This window comes from Hydrogenophaga sedimenti (assembly GCF_051857515.1).
In the GTDB taxonomy this organism is placed as follows: Bacteria; Pseudomonadota; Gammaproteobacteria; order Burkholderiales; family Burkholderiaceae_C; genus Hydrogenophaga.
In genome coordinates this window covers 66,003-84,699 of sequence record NZ_JBPZHA010000016.1, presented here as the reverse complement: position 1 = coordinate 84,699, position 18,697 = coordinate 66,003, and the positions used below count along the sequence as shown (strand labels likewise).

Genomic DNA, 18,697 nt, shown 5'->3' with positions numbered 1-18,697 from the left:
CACCTTGCGGCCTGTTACCGTTCGACTTGCATGTGTAAAGCATGCCGCCAGCGTTCAATCTGAGCCAGGATCAAACTCTTTAGTTCGATCTTGAATTACTCATAAAAACGGAATTGAAGTGAACTTCACTTCTATTCTCATGAGCGTTTAAAGTCTTGCGACTCGAGTCCTTGCGAACTCTTTGGCAATCGCCTTCAAACGCCCACGCTTATCGGCTGTATGTTTTTAATGAACCTCAAGAATCACAGGCCGCTTGACCCGTCTTCTTGTTCGACTCGCTGCGATCAGCGGAGCCTTGCAGTATACACCAGTTTTTGGCGTCGCGTCAAAATTTTTAGGGTTAACCCGAAATTTCTGACTGACTGCCGCGACTGGCGCCGCGTTCGCCACCTGCTTTTTTGTTTCTTCTCAGAAGCAACTCAGCGAGCAGCGAAGCCTTGCAGTATACGACAGTTTTTGGGCCAGCGTCAACGTGACTCGAAAATTTTTGAGGGGGCTCGAGCTGTCCTGCCACGCCGCCCGGAATGCCGGTCCTGGGCGAGCCCCTCGCCATCCTCTTGAGGGCCCTAGTGATAATGCCCTTTTGACTTCTCTATATATATGGCGCTCATCACCTTGCAAGACGCGCAGCTGGCTTTTGGCCACGTCGCCCTGCTGGACCATGCCGACTTTGCACTGGAAACGCAGGAGCGTGTCGGGCTCATCGGACGCAACGGCACCGGCAAATCCTCCCTGCTCAAAATCCTTGCCGGCCAGGAGAAGCCCGACGACGGCACCTTGCTGATGCAGGGCGGACTGCGCGTGGCGTACGTGCCCCAGGAACCGGATCTCAACCCTGCGGACACGGTGTTCGAAGCGGCGGCTCTCGGGCTGGCGGAGGCAAGGCAGGCTCGCGACCTGTACCTGAGCCACGCGGATGGCCTGGACCTGGACGCCCTGCAGAGCCGCATCGAGGCGCTGGACGCCTGGAATTGGGAACAGCGCGTCGAAGAGACCCTGCACCGCCTGCATCTGGACGGCACCAACACCGTGGGACAGCTTTCCGGCGGAAACCGCAAGCGCGTGGCGTTGGCCCAGGCGCTGGTCAGCCGCCCGGACGTGCTCCTGCTGGACGAGCCGACCAACCATCTGGACATGGACAGCATCACCTGGCTGGAAGACCTGCTGCTGGAATACCGCGGCAGCGTCGTGACCGTGAGCCACGACCGCGCCTTCCTGGACCGGGTGGTCACCCGCATGGTGGAGCTTGATCGCGGGCGTCTGCTGAGCTACCCGGGCAACTTTGCCCAGTACCAGCTGCTCAAAGAGGAACAGATGGCGCAGGAAGCGGTGATCAACGCCCGTGCCGACAAGCTGCTGGCGCAGGAAGAGGTCTGGATCCGCAAGGGTGTGGAAGCGCGGCGCACCCGCGCCCAGGGCCGCATCACCCGGCTGGAGCGGCTGCGCGAGCAGCGCGCCCAGCGCCGCGACGCGGTGGGCCGGGTCCGCATGGAAGTCGCCAGCGGTGGCGCCAGCGGCAAGATCGTTGCCGAGCTGGACCGGGTGAGCAAGGCCTTCGCCACGTCCGACGGCGGCCAGCGCACCGTGATCCGCGATTTCAGCGCCACCATCCTGCGCGGCGACAAGATCGGCCTGATCGGCCCCAACGGCGCGGGCAAGACCACGCTGCTCAAGATCATCCTGGGTGAACTGGCTCCGGACAGCGGCACGGTGCGCCAGGGCAGCCAGATGAATGTCGCCTATTTCGACCAGATGCGTGACCAGGTGGACCTGGACGCGACGCTGGAGGACTTCATCAGCCCGGGCAGCGAGTGGATCGAGATTGGCAACCGCCGTACCCACGTCAAGAGCTACCTGTCGGACTTCCTGTTCTCGCCGGCACGGGCCAATGCCCCGGTGCGCACCCTCTCTGGCGGCGAGCGCAACCGCCTGCTGCTGGCCCGGCTGTTCGCGCGCCCGGCCAATGTGCTGGTGCTGGACGAACCGACCAACGATCTGGACATCGACACGCTGGAGCTGCTGGAAGACCTGTTGCAGCAGTTCGAGGGCACGGTGTTCCTGGTCAGCCACGACCGGCGCTTCCTGGACAACGTGGTCACCAGCACGCTGGTGAGCGAGGGCGATGGCGCCTGGCGGGAATATGTGGGCGATGTGCAGGACTGGCTGACCCAGTCGGCACGGGCTCAGGAACTGCAGCGCAAGGGCGCACCGGCGGCCGGCACCGCAGCCCCGGCGCCCGCCGCGAACACCCCCGCGGCCCCGGCACCCGCCACCCCGGCCGCGACCAGACGCAAGCTCAGCTACAAGGAGCAGCGCGAGTTCGACGCCCTGCCCGAACGCATCAAGGCGCTGGAAGCCGAGCAGGCCGAGATCGACCGGACGCTCGACAACGGCCAGCTTTTCGCCTCCGATCCCGCGCGCGCGGCTCAACTGAGCGCCCGCCATGCCGAAATAGAAGAGGAATGGATGCTGGCCCTGGAGCGCTGGGAGGCGCTGGGCGGCTCCTGAACACCGGGCAGCCGCACCGCGCCCGCCTTCGACATGTCCGACATTCCCCAACGTCTCGCCCTGGATCTGCAGCGAACCCGGCAGGAGCTGCAGCGCGAGCGTGAGCGCACCCAGAAACTGATGGCTGAGCTGGACCGGCAGAACGCCGAGCTGGACCGCCTACGCAGCTCGGTGCACCGCGAGTCGAACAGCCGCCTGCTGGCCGAAGAAGCGCTGGACGAAACGCGCGACCACCTGCAACTGGCGGTCGACGCCGCCCGGCTGGCGCTGTGGGACTGGCAACTGGCCACGCAGCAGGTGTTCCTGACCGCCCGCTGGGGCGAGATGCTGGGCGACATCGCGATGGAGGGCTACTGGAGCAGCGCCGACCTGCAGGAGCGCATCCACCCCGAAGACCGCGACCGGATCGACGCCCTCAACCACGACCTGCTCAGCGGCGTGCAGCAGCACGCGGTGTCGCAGTACCGGGTGCGCACGGCCGACGGCTGGCTCTGGGTCGAAAGCCACGGCATGGTCGCCGAACACGATGCCCAGGGCCGACCACTGCGCCTGATGGGCACCCTGGCCGACATCAGCGAACGCAAGCTGGCGGAAAACGAATCCGAGCAGGCGCGCGCCAGTGCCGAGCAGGCCAGCCGCGCCAAGAGCGAGTTCCTGGCCAACATCAGCCACGAGGTGCGCACACCGCTGAACGCGCTGATGGGGCTGACGCGGCTGCTGATGGATTCGCCGCTCAACCCGGAGCAGAAGAACTGGCTGGAGCTGATGGACAGTTCGGCCCACGCCCTGCTGAGCCTGCTCAACGATGTGCTCGATCTCTCGCGCATCGAGGCGGGCAAGCTCAGCGTCGAGCAGGTGCGCTTTGACCTGCACCAGGCATTGCGCGAGGTGGGTGCGCTCTACGCCGAACAGGCGCGCGCCAAGCCGCTGGGATGGTCGATGGAGCTGTCGCCCGCGTTGCCGGCGCAGATGCAGGGCGACCCCGGCCGGCTGCGCCAGGTGCTGACCAACCTGCTGTCCAATGCGCTGAAATTCACGCCGCGCGGCGGCCGCATCCAGATCACCGCCGACCTGGCCAACTCCGTCGGGGGCGCGCGCCAGCTGCGGCTGCAAGTGCAGGACAGCGGCGTCGGCATCTCGCCCAAGCAGCAGGCCACCATCTTCGATGCCTTCACGCAGGCCGACGCGTCGACCGCACGCCGCTACGGCGGCAGCGGGCTCGGCCTGGCGATCTGCTCGCGCCTGGTCAAGCTCATGGGCGGGCGCCTGGAGCTGCAAAGCGCGCTCGGCCAGGGCAGCACCTTCACGGTGAGCCTGCCGCTGGGCGAGGCTTCGCCGTCCGACCACGCCCCGATGACCGCGCCGGCCGAGCTGGACGAGCTCGCGCAGGCGGGCCAGCGCTTTGCGGGCAAGTGCGCCCTGGTGGCCGAGGACCACCCGGTCAACGAGCTGCTGATGACGCAGATGCTGCAGCGCCTGGGCTTCACCGTGCGCCACGCGCGCGACGGACAGCAGGCGGTCGCGCAGTGGTCGGAGGGCGACGTGGACATCGTGCTGATGGACGTGCAGATGCCGGGTACCAGCGGCCTGGAAGCGACCCGGCTGATCCGCGACCAGGAGATCCGGCGCAGTCTGCCGCACACGCCGATCGTGGCGGTGACGGCCAATGCCATGAACGGCGACCGCGAGGCCTGCCTGGCGGCTGGCATGGACGGCTACACACCCAAACCCGTCAGCCCGCTCGCCCTCATTCGCGAAATGGACGACGCGCTGCTGCGGGCCTCCGGCATGCCCTCGCGCCTGCTGGCGTCCGAACCGGTGCCGACCACGGCGAAACACCACACGCCGGCCGCGGCCGGGGCGCTGGACGTCGACAAGCTGCGCCGGCGCCTGGACGGCGACGAAGAGACGCTGCGCCAGCTGGCCCTGGCCATGCGCACCGATCTGGCGGAGCGGCTGCAGCAGCTGGGCATGGCCCTGCAGCGGCGGGATGCCGACCACGCCGTGGCCCACGCGCACGGCCTGAAGGGTTCGCTGGGCAGCATGACGGCCGAACGCGGCGCACGGCTGGCCAAGGGTCTGGAGCTGGCGGCACGGGCGAAAGACTGGAGCCTGTTCGAGCGCGCCATGCCGCTGATGCAGGCCGAGGCCCGCTCGCTCGACGCCGCCCTCGGCGCGCTGCTCAACGGGCGGCCGCCAGCCGCCTGAACACCTTCCAGAAGACCGCGTCCTGCGTGGTCGCGAAGTTGATGCGCATCAGCGTGGTGGGCGCGCGCGCGGCGTGGAACAGGGCGCCCGGCGCGATCAGGTAGCCCTCGTCCAGCATGCGCTGCGCCAGGGCCTCGGTGTCCACACCGGTGTCGACCCAGCCAAACAGGCCCGAGGGTTCGGCCACGAAGCGGCAGCCCGCCGCCTGCGCCAGCTTCACGCTGCGGCTGCGTGCCGCGTCCAGCCGGGCCCGGATGCGATCGGCATGGCGCCGCAGCTGGCCACTCTCGATGCACAGCGCCATCGCGCGCTCCAGCAGGCTGGGCGTGGTCAGCGTGGCCAGCAGCTTGGTGTCGAGCAGGCGCTCGTTCCAGGCCGGCGGCGCGACCAGAAAACCGACCCGCCAGTTCGGCGCCAGGATCTTGGCGAAGCCGCTGACGTAGATCGTGCGCTGCAGGCCGTCGAGCACGCTCATGCGGGTGGCGTGTTCGGGTGCGATGTGGCTGTAGGTGTCGTCCTCGACGATGTGGAAGTCGTGCTGCTGCGCCAGCTGCAGGACGCGGTGCGCGCTGGCCGGCGACAGGCAGTAGCCGGTCGGGTTGTGCAGCACGCTGACGCTGACGAACAGCTTGGGCGCATGCGCCTCGCAGTAGCGCGCCATCACCGCCAGGTCCGGCCCCAGCGGCCCGCGCGGCACCGGCAGGATGCGCATGCCCAGCGCGTCCAGCCGCGCGAACTCCACCGCCCAGCCCGGCTCCTCGACCATCACCGCGTCGCCCGGCTTGAGCAGGGTGCGGCTGACGATGTCCAGCGCGTGCGTGGCGCCGACGGTGGTGATGATCTGCGCCGGATCGGCCGGCAGGCCCATGCCCTGCAGGCGCGCGGCCAGCACGCGCCGCAGGTGGCCGTCGCCCTGCGGTTCGCCGTAGCGCAGCGAGCTGTCGGACAGCGCCGCGCTGCCGGTCACCTTGCGCACCGCCGCGGCCATGAAGGTCGACTCCAGCCACTCCGGCGGGAACACGCCCATGCCCGGCTGCGGCTTGCCGCCGGTGGGGTGGAACATGCCGCGGATCAGCATGGCGGCGCTGATCGGCGCGGCGATGCGCGAGGCTTCGGCCGGCGCGGGCGAGACCGCGGCCTCGCTGCGCAGCGGGGCGCGCTCGCGCACGAAGAAACCGCGGTTGCGCCGCGCCTCGACCAGCCCCTGCGCCAGCAGCAGGTCGTAGGCCGCCACCACGGTCGAGGGGTTGAGCCCGTGCTGGGCCGCACACTGGCGCACGCTGGGCAGGCGCGCACCGGGCGCCAGCAGCCGGTCGCGGATGCGCGCGGCAAACCGCTCGGCCAGCTGTTCGGTCAGGGTCTGCGCGGCGGTGCGGGTGAGCGCGGGCTGGCTCAGCGGCGAGTCTTCGTCGGCGGGAACGGCGGGATTCAGCATGGCTGTGTATGGGCGTCGAGAGCCATACAGAAACCGCATCTGAACCGATGATCTGTATGGCTTGTGTATGGATATGAAAGGATAAAGTGTTCCCCATGTGCCCACAAGCCCCCATGGAAACCGCATGACCGCCAGCGAGTTCAGCGCCCTGCTGGTGCTGGCCACGGCCACCAGCTTCACGCCGGGGCCGAACACCACGCTGTCCACCGCGCTGGCGGCCAACGGCGGCCTGCCGCGCGCGCTGCGATTCATCGCCGCGGTGCCGGTGGGCTGGGGGCTGCTGTTTGCGCTGTGCGCGGCGGGCGTGGGATCGCTGGTGGTGGCGGCGCCCCTGCTGCGCGGGGCCATCCTGCTGGGCGGCTCGGGTTACCTGCTGTGGCTGGCGCGGCGGCTCTGGGGCAGCCGGTCGCTGTCCACGGTGGACGCCTCCCGCCTGGCCGTCGGTTTCTGGCAAGGCGTGGGTCTGCAGTTCCTGAACATCAAGGCCTGGATGCTGGCGCTGTCCATCGTGGCGGGCTGGATCGCCGGCCAGCCCGACGCGCCGCAGCGCTTCGTGGCCGTGCTGCCGGTGCTGCTGGCCTTCGCTTTCTTCAGCAACCTCAGCTACGCCCTGGTCGGCTCGCTGCTGCGGCACTGGCTGGCCGGCCCGGTGGTGGATGGCCAGGCCACCGGCGCCCGGCTGCTGGTGTTCAACCGCGGCATGGCACTGGCCCTGCTGCTCACCGCCGGCTGGATGCTGGCCGGCGGCGCGGGCCTGTCGTTCGGGGGCACGGCATGACGCAGACAGCGGCCCTGCAGCCGCACCGCATGAGCGACGCCAAGCTCGGCCTCTGGCTGGGCCTGCTGGGTGTGGTGGTGTTCGGCCTGACCCTGCCCATGACGCGGCTGGCCACCGGCACCGCCGACGCGCCGCAGCTCTCGCCCTGGTTCGTCACCTGGGCCCGCGCCGCGCTGGCCGGCGGGCTGTCGGCGGTGTACCTGCTGGCCACGCGCTCGCGCCTGCCGGCGCGCGCCGAACGCGGTCCGCTGCTGCTCTCGCTGGCGGGCAACGCCATCGGCTTTCCGCTGCTGCTGGGCTGGGCGCTGCGCCACGTCACGGCCAGCCACGCCGCCGTCATCAACGCGCTGCTGCCGCTGGCCACCGCCGCCGTGGCGGCCTGGCTGCTGCACCAGCGCGCCCGCCTGGGCTTCTGGCTGTTCGCGGTGCTGGGCAGCGGCCTGGTCATCGCCTACAGCCTGATCCGCGCCGCGCAGGCCGGCCACGGCTTCGGCTTCGAATGGGCCGACGCGCTGCTGGTCGGCGCCGTGATCGCCGCGTCGCTGGGCTACGTGGGCGGCGCCCAGGCCACGCCCACGCTGGGCGCCGAGCGCGTGATCAGCTGGGTCTGCGTGATGGCCCTGCCCGTGTCGGTGCCGGGTGCGCTGCTGACCTGGCCGTCGCAGCCGGTGGCCACATCGGCCTGGCTGGCGCTGCTCTATGTGGGGGTGTTTTCGATGTGGGCCGGCTTCTTCGCCTGGTTCCGCGGTCTGGCGCTCGGCGGCGCCCTGCGCGTGAGCCAGACCCAGCTGCTGCAGCCCTTCATCAGCATCCTGGCCGCCGTGCCGCTGCTGGGTGAAACGCTGGACCCGCTGACGCTGATGTTTGCGCTGGCCGTGGTCGCCACCGTGTTCATGGGCCGGCGCATGGCCGCCCCGCCCCGGCCGCAGGAGCGCGCATGAAGGCCGACTTCCTGCACCATCTCGCCGCCCTGCCACAGGCGCCCGCCGGCGACTATCCGCACGGCACCCCATTCATCCGGGCGCTGGCGCATGGCAGCATGAGCGTCGAGCTGTTCGCGCCCGCCACCTCGGGCCTCGGGCGCGACATCCAGCAGCCACACTTGCAGGACGAGCTGTACATCGTGCAGCGCGGCCATTCGGCGTTCTGGCTGCGGGACGAACGCACCGAGGTGCAGACCGGCGATGTGCTGTTCGTGCCGGCCGGTGCGCCGCACCGCTTCGACCAATTCAGCCCAGACTTTGTCACCTGGGTCGTGTTCTACGGCCCCCCAGAAGGAGAAAAACCATGACCTGGACGCTCGCGCAACGCGCCCACAAGATGAACCCGTCGGTGATCCGCGAGATCCTGAAGGTGACCGAGAAGCCCGGCATCATCAGTTTTGCCGGCGGCCTGCCCTCGCCCAAGACCTTCCCGGTCGACGCCTTCGCCGCCGCCTGCGAGACCGTCCTGCGCACCGACGGCAGCGCCGCGCTGCAGTACGCGTCCAGCGAAGGCCTGCTGGCGCTGCGCGAATGGATCGCCGGGCAGCTGCCCTGGGACGTGTCGCCCGACCAGGTGCTGATCACCACCGGCAGCCAGCAGGGTCTGGACCTGGTGGCCAAGGTGCTGATCGACGAAGGCAGCAAGGTGCTGGTCGAGACGCCGACCTACCTCGGCGCGCTGCAGGCCTTCACGCCGATGGAGCCGGTCATCGTGAGCGTGGACAGCGACGCGGAAGGCATCGACGTGGCCGACCTGGTCGCGAAGGCCACCGGTGCGCGCTTCCTCTACGTGCTGCCCAATTTCCAGAACCCGACCGGCCGCAGCATGAGCGAGGCGCGCCGCCAGTCCCTGGTGGACGCGGCGAAGGCCGCCGGCCTGCCCATCGTCGAAGACAACCCCTACGGCGACCTCTGGTTCGACCAGCCGCCGCCGAAGCCGCTGACCGCGCGCAACCCCGAGGGCTGCATCTACCTGGGCTCGTTCTCCAAGGTGCTGGCGCCCGGCCTGCGCCTGGGCTATGTGATCGCGCCCAAGGCCATCATGCCCAAGCTGCTGCAGGCCAAGCAGGCGGCCGACCTGCACAGCCCCAGCTTCAACCAGCGCATGGTGGCCGAGGTGCTCAAGGACGGCTTCATCGACCGCCACGTGCCCACCATCCGCGCGCTCTACAAGGCCCAGTGCCACGCCATGCTGGACGCGCTGTCGAAGGAGATGGCCGGGCTGGACGTGCAGTGGAATTCGCCCGACGGCGGCATGTTCCTCTGGGCCCGCCTGCCCGAGGGTCTGAGCGCGATCGAGCTGCTGCCCAAGGCGGTGGACCAGGGCGTGGCCTTCGTGCCGGGCGCCGCCTTCTACGCCGACGAACCCGATCCGCGCACGCTGCGCCTGTCCTTCGTCACCGCCAGCGAAGAACAGATCCGCATCGGCATCAAAGCCCTGGCGGAGACCATCCGCAGCGCGGTGAAGGGCTGACGCCATGCTGCGTCTCTGGGGCCGCATCAGCTCGATCAACGTGCGCAAGGTGGTGCTGTGCGCGCAGGTGCTCGGCCTGCCGTTCGAGCGCATCGACGCCGGCCTGTCCTACGGCGTCGTGGGCACGCCCGACTACCGGGCGAAGAACCCCAACGGCCTGGTGCCGCTGCTCGAAGACGGCGACTTCACGCTCTGGGAATCCAACGTGATCGTGCGTTACCTCTGTTGCCGTGAAGGCTCGCCGCTGTGCCCGCAAGACCTGCGGGAGCGCTTCAACGCCGAGCGCTGGATGGACTGGCAGCAGACCGAGCTGAACCCGGCCGGCAGCCCGGCGTTCAAGCAGTGGATCCGGACACCGGCCGAGCAGCGCAACCCGTCGCTGATCGCCGCGTCGGTGGCCGCGACCGAGCCACTGTTCGCGCGACTGGACGAGCATCTGTCGAAGCAGGCCTTCATGGCCGGTGACGCGCTGACCATGGCCGACATCCCGATCGCCTGCGAGGTGCACCGCTGGTGGGGTCTGCCGCAGCCGCGGCCCGCCTGGCCGCACCTCGAACGCTGGTACGCGCAGTGGCTCGCCCATCCGGCCAGCCGCGGTGTGCTCGACCTTCCCCTGTCCTGATCCGGAAACCGATCCCATGCAGTCACGCCACTTCAAACAGGTCGACGTCTTCACCACCACGCCCTACCGCGGCAACCCGCTGGCGGTGGTGCTCGATGGCAGCGGCCTCTCGATCGCCGAGATGCAGCACTTCACCAACTGGACCAACCTGTCGGAGTGCACCTTCCTGCTGCCGCCGACGCCCGAGGGCGCGGCCGCTGGCGCCGACTACCGCGTGCGCATCTTCTGCCCGGGCCGTGAACTGCCCTTCGCCGGCCACCCGACCCTGGGCAGCTGCCACGCCTGGCTGGAAGCCGGTGGCGTGCCGCGCACCGAACACGTGGTGCAGGAATGCGGCGTGGGGCTGGTGAAGCTGCGACGGGATGGCGAACGCCTCGCATTCGCCGCGCCGCCGCTGATCAAGAGCGGTCCGCTGCCCGAAGAGGATGTCGCGCTCATCGCCCGCGGTCTGGGCGTCGCACGCGAGGACATCACCGCGCACGCCTGGTGCGACAACGGACCGAACTGGCGCGGTGTGATGCTGCGCAGCGCCGAGCAGGTGCTGGCGCTCCAGCCCGACGCGGCCATCCTGGCCGGGCTGGACATCGGCGTGGTCGGGCCGCGCGGCAAGGTCGGTGTGGTCGGCGCCCGCGAAGCCGTCGACACGCAGTTCGAGGTGCGCGCCTTCTTCCCGGGCAACAACGGCCTGGCCGAAGACCCGGTGACCGGCAGCCTGAACGCCGCGGTGGCGCAATGGCTGATCGGCGCGGGGCTCGCGCCCGAGCGCTACGTGGCCGCGCAGGGCACGGCGATGGCGCGCGAAGGCCGCGTGCACATCGAACGCGACGCCAGCGGCACGATCTGGGTCGGCGGTCAGTCCGTGACCTGCATCGAAGGCTCCGTGCGTCTCTGAAACACGGCCATCCGGAGCGTCCATGTCCCATCCTGCACCGCACCCTGTCGCCGTCCGTGCCGCCGCTGTGCCCGCGCGCACCAAACCGTCGACCTACCCGGAACCGTTCGCTTCGCGGATGGCCGGGCGCGAAAAACGGGTCCTGGGCGACCTGTTTGGCCTGAGCCACTTCGGCGTCAACCTCGTGCGTCTGGCCGCGGGCAGCGTGTCCAGCCTGAGGCACTCGCACACGCGACAGGACGAGTTTGTCTACATCCTGGAAGGCAGCCCCACCCTGCACACCGACGAGGGCCCGACCCGGCTCCAGCCTGGCGATTGCGCCGGGTTCAGGGCGGGCACCGGCAATGGCCATTGCCTGAGCAACGACACCGACAGACCCGTGGTGTACCTGGAAGTGGGCGACCGCACGCCTGGGGACGAGGGTCACTATCCCGACGACGATCTGAGGGCCGTCATGGGTGAAGGCGGCTGGCGCTTCCAGCACAAAGACGGAACGCCCTACCCATGAGCGACGGACAGACGCCCACCCAGGCCCAGCTGGACCACCTGGTCATCGCCGCGCGCACGCTGGACGAAGGCGTGGCCTGGTGCGAAGCCACGCTCGGCGTGACCCCCGGCCCCGGCGGCGAGCATCCGCTGTTCGGCACCCACAACCGGCTGCTGCGGCTGGGTTGCACCTTCGCGCCCCGGGCCTACCTGGAAATCATCGCCATTGACCCGGCGGCCGTGCCCCGTTGCGCCCCCGGCAGCAAGCGCTGGTTCGATCTGGACGACCCCGCCCTGCAGGCCCAACTCGCCCAACAGGGCCCGCAACCGATCCACTGGGTGGCGGCGGTGCCCGACCTCGCCGCGGCCACGGCGGCCTGGCGCGCACTGGGCATCGAGCGTGGCCCCATCCTCGCGGCCTCGCGCCCCACACCGGACGGCCTGCTGCAGTGGCAGATCACGGTGCGCGAAGACGGACAGCGCCTGTTCGGCGGCACGCTGCCGACACTGATCCAGTGGGGCGCGACGCACCCGTCCGCCCGCGTCACCGACGCCGGCCTCTCCCTGCGCAGCCTGCAACTGCAGCACCCGCAGGCCGAGGCGCTGCAGCAGGCATTGGCGGCGATCGGCCTGGGCGGCGTGACGGTCACCGAAGGCGCGGCCGGGCTGTCGGCCGTGATCGACCCGCCTGACCACCAGCCGCCCCGCACGCTCTGACACCCCCTCCCCACCGCAAGCCCCATGCACCTGCCCAGCCTGACCGACATTGAAGCCGCCGCCGAGGTGGTCTACCGCGTGTTCCCGCCCACGCCGCAATACCGCTGGGGCCTGCTGGGCGAGCGGCTGGGCACACCGTGCTGGGTCAAACACGAGAACCACACGCCGGTGGGCGCGTTCAAGATCCGGGGCGGCCTGACCTACTTCGACCAGCTGCGGCAACGCGGCGAGACGCCGCGCGAAGTCATCAGCGCCACACGCGGCAACCACGGCCAGAGCATCGGCTGGGCCGCGCGCGAACACGGCGTGCGTTGCACCATCGTCGTGCCACACGGCAACTCGGTGGAGAAAAACGCCGCCATGCGCGCGCTCGGTGTCGACCTGATCGAACACGGGAGCGACTTCCAGGAAGCGCGCGAACACGCGATGCAACTGGCGGCCGAACGCGGCGCGCACATGGTGCCCAGCTTCCACCGCGACCTGCTGCGCGGCGTGAGCACCTACTGGTGGGAATTCTTGCGCGCAGTGCCGGCGCTGGACGTGGTCTATGTGCCGATCGGTCAGGGCTCGGGCGCCTGCTCGGCCGTGGCCGCCAAGCTGGCGCTGGGCCGCCAGACGCGCATCGTCGGCGTGGTCAGCGCCCACGCGACCACCTATGCCGACTCGATCGCCGCCGGACGCGTGGTCGAAGCGCCGGTGACCACCCTGCTGGCCGACGGCATGGCCTGCCGCGTCGCCGACGCCGAAGCGCTCGCGGTGCTGGCGCCGCAGCTGGACCATGTGGTGAAAGTGACCGACGACGAGGTCGCGCAAGCGATGCGCCAGATCTTCGCCGACACCCACAACGTCGCCGAAGGCGCGGGCGCCGCCGCCTTGGCGGCCGCCATGCAGGAAAAAGAATCGCTGAAAGGCCAGACCGTCGGCCTCAGCCTGTCCGGCGGCAACGTCGACAGCGAAATGTTCGCGAAGGTCCTGTCCGGCGCCAGTCTCTGATTCCAGGATGCCGCGGAACTGGCTTTGCCAGGCCGCAGGCATCGCCCCCTTGAGGGGGTGACGCCGCAGGCGGCGCGGGGGTGGGCCTACCGAGCCTGCGGGGCTGCGCCCACCAGCCTCGCGACAATTTCACAGAAGGCTTCGACCGCGTCGGTCTTGAACACCACCTCGACCACGCCCGCCGCCGCGGCTTCGGCCTGCAGCTCGTCGCTGATGTAGCCGGAGGCCACCGCCACCGGCAGCTGGGGATTGATCGCCTGCACCTGGCGCGCCACATCGATGCCCGACATGCCGGGCATGTTGTAGTCGGTCATCAGCAGGTGGAAGCCCTGCGGCTGGCTGCGCACCGCGTCGATCGCCGCCTGCTGGTCGCACAGCGCCGTCACCTTGTAGCCGCGCCGCTCCAGCAACCGGCGCACCAGAAACACCAGGGTGTCGTCGTCGTCCAGGTAGAGGATGTGTCGAGGTTCGGCGCTGCTCGTGTCGGACATGGCGATGGACTCCGCTGGGTGCATGGCGGACAAGGGGTTGTCGCCACGGGTGTTTTCAGACATTGTGCCGCCAGACGCATCGGCGGCGAGGGGATCTGCAGGGACGGGCTCGCCCGTCGACGGAAAGAACAGGGTGAAGGTCGTTCCCGCACCGGGCCGGCTGTCGACCTGGATGGCACCGCCGTGCGCTTCCACGATGCCGAGCACCACCGGCAGGCCCAGGCCGGTGCCCTGGCCGACGCCCTTGGTGGTGAAGAACGGTTCGAAGATGCGGCTGCGCGTGGCCGCGTCCATGCCGCAGCCGTCGTCGCGCACCAGGATGCGCACGGCGCCGTGCCCCGAGCGACGGCAGTGCACCGCCACCTCGTCGGGCAGGGACGGATCGCCGGCGTCCACCAGGTCGACGACGAACTCGATGTGGCCCGGTCGCCCCTGCAGGGCGTGCACCGCATTGGTCCCGAGGTTGAGCAGCACCTGTCCCAGCCGGGTCGGGTCGGCCAGGATGGCAGGCATGCCGGGCGCCACCGACTGCACCAGCTGCACCTGCGGCGCAATCGCGGTCCGCAGCAGGCTGCAGGTTTCGGCCACGATCGTGCCCGGGTCGACCGGCGCGCGCGCCAGCGGCTGCTGGCGGCTGAAGGCCAGGATCTGGCGCACCAGTTCGCGCCCGCGGCGGGCGGCGGCGCTGATCTCGTGCAGGCTCTGGCGCGAGGGTGCTTCGGGCGCGAGGTCCTGCCGGGCCAGATCGGCGTTGCCCAGGATGGCCGCCAGGATGTTGTTGAAGTCGTGCGCCACACCGCCGGCCAGCGTACCCAGCGCCTCCATCTTCTGCGACTGGGCGAGCTGCTGTTCCAGCGTGCGCTGCTGGTGCTGCATCTGGCGCAGCGCGGTGATGTCGACAAAGGTGAACACCACATGGCGCAGTCCGCCGAGCACATCGTTTTCAGGATAGGCGTTGCACAGCGCCCAGCGGATCTCGCTGCCGTCACCGACGCGCACCCCACCCACCACGTCCGACACGGGCTGGCCAGTGGCCAGCACGCGCTCGAACGGCACCTCGTGGCGTGGCATTGGCAGCCCGTCCGGACCCAGCAGCTGCCAGTCGAACGTAGCCTGCGGGTCCCGGTCGTCGGGCCAGCCCATGAAGCTGCGCGCCGCCTGGTTCACCCGCATCAGCGAGCGGTCGGGCCGGAACACCATCACCCCGGCGCCCAGGTGGTCGATCAGCGCGCGCGATTCCGCCTCTCGCTCGACCATGCTCAGCCGCGCCTGGTCGGCGTCGTTGCGCAGGCGCAGCGACACCAGCGCACTGAACAGCAGCACCCGCAGGAACTTGGTCAGCAGGAAGAACAGGATGAAGGCCGCGGCCACGCCGTCCAGCGAGGAATGGCGCACCGAGATCCATGCGGTCATCCCCAGCAGGGTGAGCACCTCGATGGCGCTCAGGGAGGCCAGTGCCCGGTACTCCGGGGGAAACCGGCTGGAGCGGCGCTGCCCGAGCAGGTCGCGCAGCACCATCAGCCCCATCGCCAGCATGATCAGCGCGTACACCAGCTGGTATTGCTCGGGACGGTCGGTCAGCAAGGCGATGCCCAGCTGCAGGCCGGCCATGAGGACAAGCATGACCCCCAGCACCCGCCAGGGCAGCGGCAGACGCAGGTAACTGCGCAGGCCCACCCAGGAGCAGGCGTGGGAGGCAAACAGCAGCAGGGCGGACACGGCCGCCGAAATCGGACCTTCGCCGGCGACCCGCAGCATCAGGGTGGCCGAGCCGACGATGCTGATCACGGCGCCCAGCGCCCACCAGCCCGGCCCGCCGATGGCCGGGTAGCGCCGCTTCTGCCCCCAGAAGGCAACAGCGGTGAGGAGGTCGACTCCCAGCCGGACCAGCAGGAGGGTGGGCAGGTCAGGCAGCATGGGTCCAGGCAGTGACAGGCATGTTCGCATTGGAGCACGCCGCTGCCCACCGGGTGCCGGAAAAAACGAGTGCAAAAGGCCGCCATTTCCCGCTTGCGTGGCATGGCCGCGACCCCCAGTCGCTGCCGGGACAAAGCCGACCCGGGGGCCGCACACAGAATCGCGCTCCATGGGAACCCTCTATCTGGTCCGCCACGGACAAGCCTCTTTCGGCGCCGCCGACTATGACCATCTCAGCGAACTGGGCGAGCGCCAGAGCGAACGCCTGGGGCGCTACTGGGCCGCGCGCGGCCTGCGCTTTGACGCGGTGATCACCGGCACCCTGCGCCGCCACGCCCAGACCTGGGCCGGCATCGCGCGCGGCGCAGGGCTGGACCTGTCACCGCTGGCGTGGCCGGGCCTGAACGAGTACGACAGCGAGGCCGTGATCCGCGCCATCCTGCCCAGGGGCCATGAAGACGCGCTGGGCAGCCCGCAGAGCCCCGAGGGCTACAAGGCGCACTTTCGCGTGCTGCGCGACGGGTTGCGGCAGTGGATGGCCGGCACCGTGAGCCCCGAAGGCATGCCCGACTACACCGACTTCGTGCACGGCGTGACCAGCGCGCTGGAACACGTGCGCGTCGGCCATGTCGGCCAGAACGTGCTGCTGGTCTCCAGCGGCGGGCCGATCTCGACCGCGGTGGGCCATGTGCTGGGCCTGAGCCCGGACGCCACCATCGACCTGAACATGCGCATCCGCAACAGTGCGGTGACCGAGTTCCAGTTCAACCCCAAGCGCCACCACCTGCTGACCTACAACACGCTGCCGCACCTGGACAACGACGAGTGCCGGGACTGGGTGACGTTCGCTTGACCCCCACGCGCCGCCTTCGGCGTCACCCCCCAGGGGGCAACGCAAGCGGCCTGGCGAAGCCAGTTCCGCCGCGTTCTGGTCAACGGCAGGCGCGCCCAAAAGCGGTCTGACCGTCGACTCAGTCGAAAGCGGTTTTCTCGGTCAGGGTGTCGGGTGGCAGCTGGTCGATTTCGGCCAGCAGGCGGGCCAGCGCGCGGCCGGCGGCGTCCAGCAGCGCATGGCCTTTGTCTGCCGTCGCGGCCGACGCGTTTCCGACCGCACCATTGGCGTTGTAGTCCTGCATCATCCAGCCGAGCTTGGCGCTTTTGCCGTTGCCCAGCGTGGCGAAGCGTTCGGCGCGGTCCTGCGAGGTGGAGCGGAAGTACTCGGCCTGGTCCATGCGCACCAGACCCGGGCGCAGCGCCAGCAGCATCGAGGTCTCCACATCGCCGGCGTGGATGCCGAAGCGGTGCTCCTCGGCGCTGAAGCGGGCATTCACATCCTGCCCCGTCGAGTCCAGCAGCGGCAGGCCAAACCAGTTGACGCTGTAGACCAGCATGCCCAGCCGGGCCCGCAGGTCGCGCGCCACCAGGTCCAGCGCGCCGACCTGGCCGCCGTGGCTGTTGAGCAGCACCAGTTTCTTCACGCCGCTGGCGGCGACGCATTCGCCGATCTCGGTCCAGACGCGGATCAGCGTCTCGGCCTTGAGCGTGAGCGTGCCGGGAAAGCGGGTGTGTTCGGGCGAAAACCCGATCGCCTGGGTCGGCAGGAACAGCGCCGGCAGGTCGTGGGCCAGGTGCGGCAGCGCCGCCTTCACCACGCCGTCGACGATGTCGGTGTCGACCGACAGCGGCAGGTGCGGACCATGCTGCTCGGTCGCGGCCACCGGCAGCACGGCGATGGCGCGCGACCGGTCGAGCGCGGCGAAGTCGGCGGTGCCGAGGTCGGACCAGAAGCGGTGCGGAGCGTTCATGCCCCGAGTTTACGGATACATCCAGCGCCGCGACCACGGCTGTTCCTGCGCGCTGCGGCCCGCCGGCCGGCACAGCACTTGGAACAGCGCCACCTCGTCGTTCTCGAAGGCCCAGGCGCAACCGGCCAGGTAGATGCGCCAGATGCGCCAGCGCTTCTCGTCCACCTGCGGGCGGATCTGCGCCGCGTTCGCCTCGTAGGCCTCGCTCCAGAGCCGGGTGGTGCGCTGGTAGTGGCGGCGCAGGTTCTCCACATCCACGGCCTCCAGCCCGCCTTCCTGCATCGTGCGCAGCACGGTGGCGATGTGCGGCAGCTCGCCGCGCGGAAACACATAGCGGTGGATGAAACTGCCCCCACCGTGGCTGGCCTCGCCGTCGTGCGCATCGGTGCTGGTGATGCCGTGGTTCATGGCCCAGCCGTCCGGCGTGAGCAGACTGCGCAGGCAGCCGAAATAGCCGGCCAGGTGGTCCAGCCCCACGTGCTCGAACATGCCCACGCTGGTGATGCGGTCAAACGGTCCGTCGGCCACCTCGCGGTAGTCCTGCAGCCGGATCTCGACACGGTCCTGCAGCCCCGCGGCCCGCACCCGCCCGGTCGCCCAGTCGAACTGGTTCTGCGACAGCGTCACGCCCACGCAGCGGGCCCCGAACTGCTGGGCCGCGCGCAGCACCAGCGCCCCCCAGCCGCAGCCGATGTCCAGCAGGCGCTGCCCCGGCTGCAGCCGGATCTTGCGCAGGATGTGGTCGATCTTCTGCCACTGCGCCTGCTCCAGGCCCTCGTCCCCGCGCTCGAAATAGGCGCACGAATACACCATGCCTTCGCCCAGCCAGGGCCGGTAGAAGGCGTTGGACACGTCGTAGTGGTAGCGCACCGCCTCGCTGTCGCCGGCGCGTGTGTGGCCGCTGCTGCGCCGGATGCGTCCCAGCAGCCCGCCGCGGGGCTGCGCACTGCCCGCCAGACCGTGCGCCACCGCGACGATGTCGGCCAGCGGCCCCTCGACATCGACCAGCCCCTCGACATAGGCCTGGCCCAGGGTGTCCAGCCCGGGCTCGACCAGCAGCGGCCAGGCCGCGGCATCGCGCACATGCACCTCGACCCGCACCGCATCGCCGAGATCGACCGATCCGCCAGCGGCGCCATCCCACACCAGCCGCACCGGCACATTGGCCTGGGCGCGCACCCGCCCGGCCCAGGCCTGCACACGGTGTTCCAGCATCGATCCCATGGTCATCTCCCGTCGCTTCGGTGAATCCCCGGACCTCTTGCATCACTGAACGGGTTGTACCCAAGTTCGGGGCCGATGGGAACCCGGCGCCCACCTGCCAGCCGCGCGCAGTTGCCGCGGCATTGGCATATATTTGCCGGCTGGCCCCGGCGCACCGCCGGGAA

At 69.7% G+C, this 18,697-nt stretch carries 16 protein-coding genes and 1 rRNA gene; 12 read left to right on the top strand and 5 right to left on the bottom strand.

Annotated elements, in window-relative coordinates; all coding sequences use genetic code 11:
- Positions 1–86: ribosomal RNA gene (locus tag ACS5NL_RS20995) — 16S ribosomal RNA — on the bottom strand; the annotation flags it as partial.
- 514 nt (positions 87–600) lie between these two features.
- Between ACS5NL_RS20995 and ACS5NL_RS20990 the strand changes: the two genes are divergently transcribed.
- The gene (locus ACS5NL_RS20990) at positions 601–2,508 is read left to right on the top strand and encodes an ABC-F family ATP-binding cassette domain-containing protein (RefSeq protein ID WP_439355911.1); all 1,908 of its coding nucleotides are present in this window, start codon (positions 601–603) and stop codon (positions 2,506–2,508) included.
- A gap of 33 nt (positions 2,509–2,541) precedes the next feature.
- Entirely contained in the window at positions 2,542–4,716 is a 2,175-nt protein-coding gene (locus tag ACS5NL_RS20985) for an ATP-binding protein (RefSeq protein ID WP_439355910.1), read from the top strand.
- Here ACS5NL_RS20985 and ACS5NL_RS20980 read toward each other — a convergent pair.
- Positions 4,691–6,151: an aminotransferase-like domain-containing protein gene (locus ACS5NL_RS20980; protein WP_439355909.1), complete on the bottom strand. Its 1,461-nt coding sequence runs from the start codon at positions 6,149–6,151 to the stop codon at positions 4,691–4,693. The two genes, ACS5NL_RS20985 and ACS5NL_RS20980, sit on opposite strands and share 26 nt — an antisense overlap.
- A 124-nt stretch (positions 6,152–6,275) precedes the next feature.
- Here ACS5NL_RS20980 and ACS5NL_RS20975 point away from each other — a divergent pair, with 124 nt between their 5' ends.
- From ACS5NL_RS20975 to ACS5NL_RS20935, 9 genes are read left to right on the top strand one after another with little or no spacing between them, the layout of a single operon-like run.
- Positions 6,276–6,929, top strand: coding sequence for a LysE family translocator (locus tag ACS5NL_RS20975; RefSeq protein ID WP_439355908.1), 654 nt, complete (start codon positions 6,276–6,278; stop codon positions 6,927–6,929).
- Positions 6,926–7,870 carry a DMT family transporter gene (locus tag ACS5NL_RS20970; RefSeq protein ID WP_439355907.1) on the top strand — a complete coding sequence of 315 codons (945 nt, stop codon included), beginning with the start codon at positions 6,926–6,928 and terminating at the stop codon, positions 7,868–7,870. The genes ACS5NL_RS20975 and ACS5NL_RS20970 overlap by 4 nt, the downstream gene beginning before the upstream one ends.
- A complete protein-coding gene (locus ACS5NL_RS20965) occupies positions 7,867–8,220 on the top strand; it encodes a cupin domain-containing protein (protein WP_439355906.1) in 354 nt (117 codons plus the stop codon). The genes ACS5NL_RS20970 and ACS5NL_RS20965 overlap by 4 nt, the downstream gene beginning before the upstream one ends.
- Positions 8,217–9,386 (top strand): aminotransferase-like domain-containing protein, encoded by a 1,170-nt coding sequence (locus ACS5NL_RS20960; RefSeq protein WP_439355905.1) that lies wholly within the window; start codon positions 8,217–8,219, stop codon positions 9,384–9,386. Before ACS5NL_RS20965 ends, ACS5NL_RS20960 begins: the two co-directional genes overlap by 4 nt.
- Positions 9,387–9,390: 4 nt before the next feature.
- Positions 9,391–10,008, top strand: a complete 618-nt coding sequence (locus tag ACS5NL_RS20955; RefSeq protein WP_439355904.1) for a glutathione S-transferase family protein — start codon at positions 9,391–9,393, stop codon at positions 10,006–10,008.
- Positions 10,009–10,024: 16 nt separating this feature from the next.
- Positions 10,025–10,900, top strand: a complete 876-nt coding sequence (locus ACS5NL_RS20950; RefSeq protein ID WP_439355903.1) for a PhzF family phenazine biosynthesis protein — start codon at positions 10,025–10,027, stop codon at positions 10,898–10,900.
- 22 nt (positions 10,901–10,922) lie between these two features.
- Complete coding sequence (locus ACS5NL_RS20945) at positions 10,923–11,408, top strand: cupin domain-containing protein (RefSeq protein ID WP_439355902.1); 486 nt, start codon at positions 10,923–10,925, stop codon at positions 11,406–11,408.
- On the top strand, positions 11,405–12,103 hold the full coding sequence (locus ACS5NL_RS20940; protein ID WP_439355901.1) for a VOC family protein: 699 nt from the start codon (positions 11,405–11,407) through the stop codon (positions 12,101–12,103). The genes ACS5NL_RS20945 and ACS5NL_RS20940 overlap by 4 nt, the downstream gene beginning before the upstream one ends.
- A 24-nt stretch (positions 12,104–12,127) precedes the next feature.
- Positions 12,128–13,096, top strand: a complete 969-nt coding sequence (locus tag ACS5NL_RS20935) for a threonine dehydratase (protein ID WP_439355900.1) — start codon at positions 12,128–12,130, stop codon at positions 13,094–13,096.
- Positions 13,097–13,182: 86 nt separating this feature from the next.
- Here ACS5NL_RS20935 and ACS5NL_RS20930 read toward each other — a convergent pair whose 3' ends face one another.
- Entirely contained in the window at positions 13,183–15,504 is a 2,322-nt protein-coding gene (locus tag ACS5NL_RS20930) for a hybrid sensor histidine kinase/response regulator (protein WP_439355899.1), read from the bottom strand.
- Positions 15,505–15,673: 169 nt separating this feature from the next.
- Between ACS5NL_RS20930 and ACS5NL_RS20925 the strand changes: the two genes are divergently transcribed.
- Positions 15,674–16,357 carry a histidine phosphatase family protein gene (locus ACS5NL_RS20925; RefSeq protein ID WP_439355898.1) on the top strand — a complete coding sequence of 228 codons (684 nt, stop codon included), beginning with the start codon at positions 15,674–15,676 and terminating at the stop codon, positions 16,355–16,357.
- A 118-nt stretch (positions 16,358–16,475) separates the two neighbouring features.
- On the opposite strand, the gene ACS5NL_RS20920 is transcribed toward ACS5NL_RS20925, so the two are convergent.
- Entirely contained in the window at positions 16,476–17,309 is an 834-nt protein-coding gene (locus ACS5NL_RS20920; RefSeq protein ID WP_439355897.1) for a creatininase family protein, read from the bottom strand.
- Positions 17,310–17,318: 9 nt separating this feature from the next.
- Entirely contained in the window at positions 17,319–18,533 is a 1,215-nt protein-coding gene (locus ACS5NL_RS20915) for a class I SAM-dependent methyltransferase (protein ID WP_439355896.1), read from the bottom strand.
- Between the last annotated feature and the right edge of the window lie 164 nt (positions 18,534–18,697).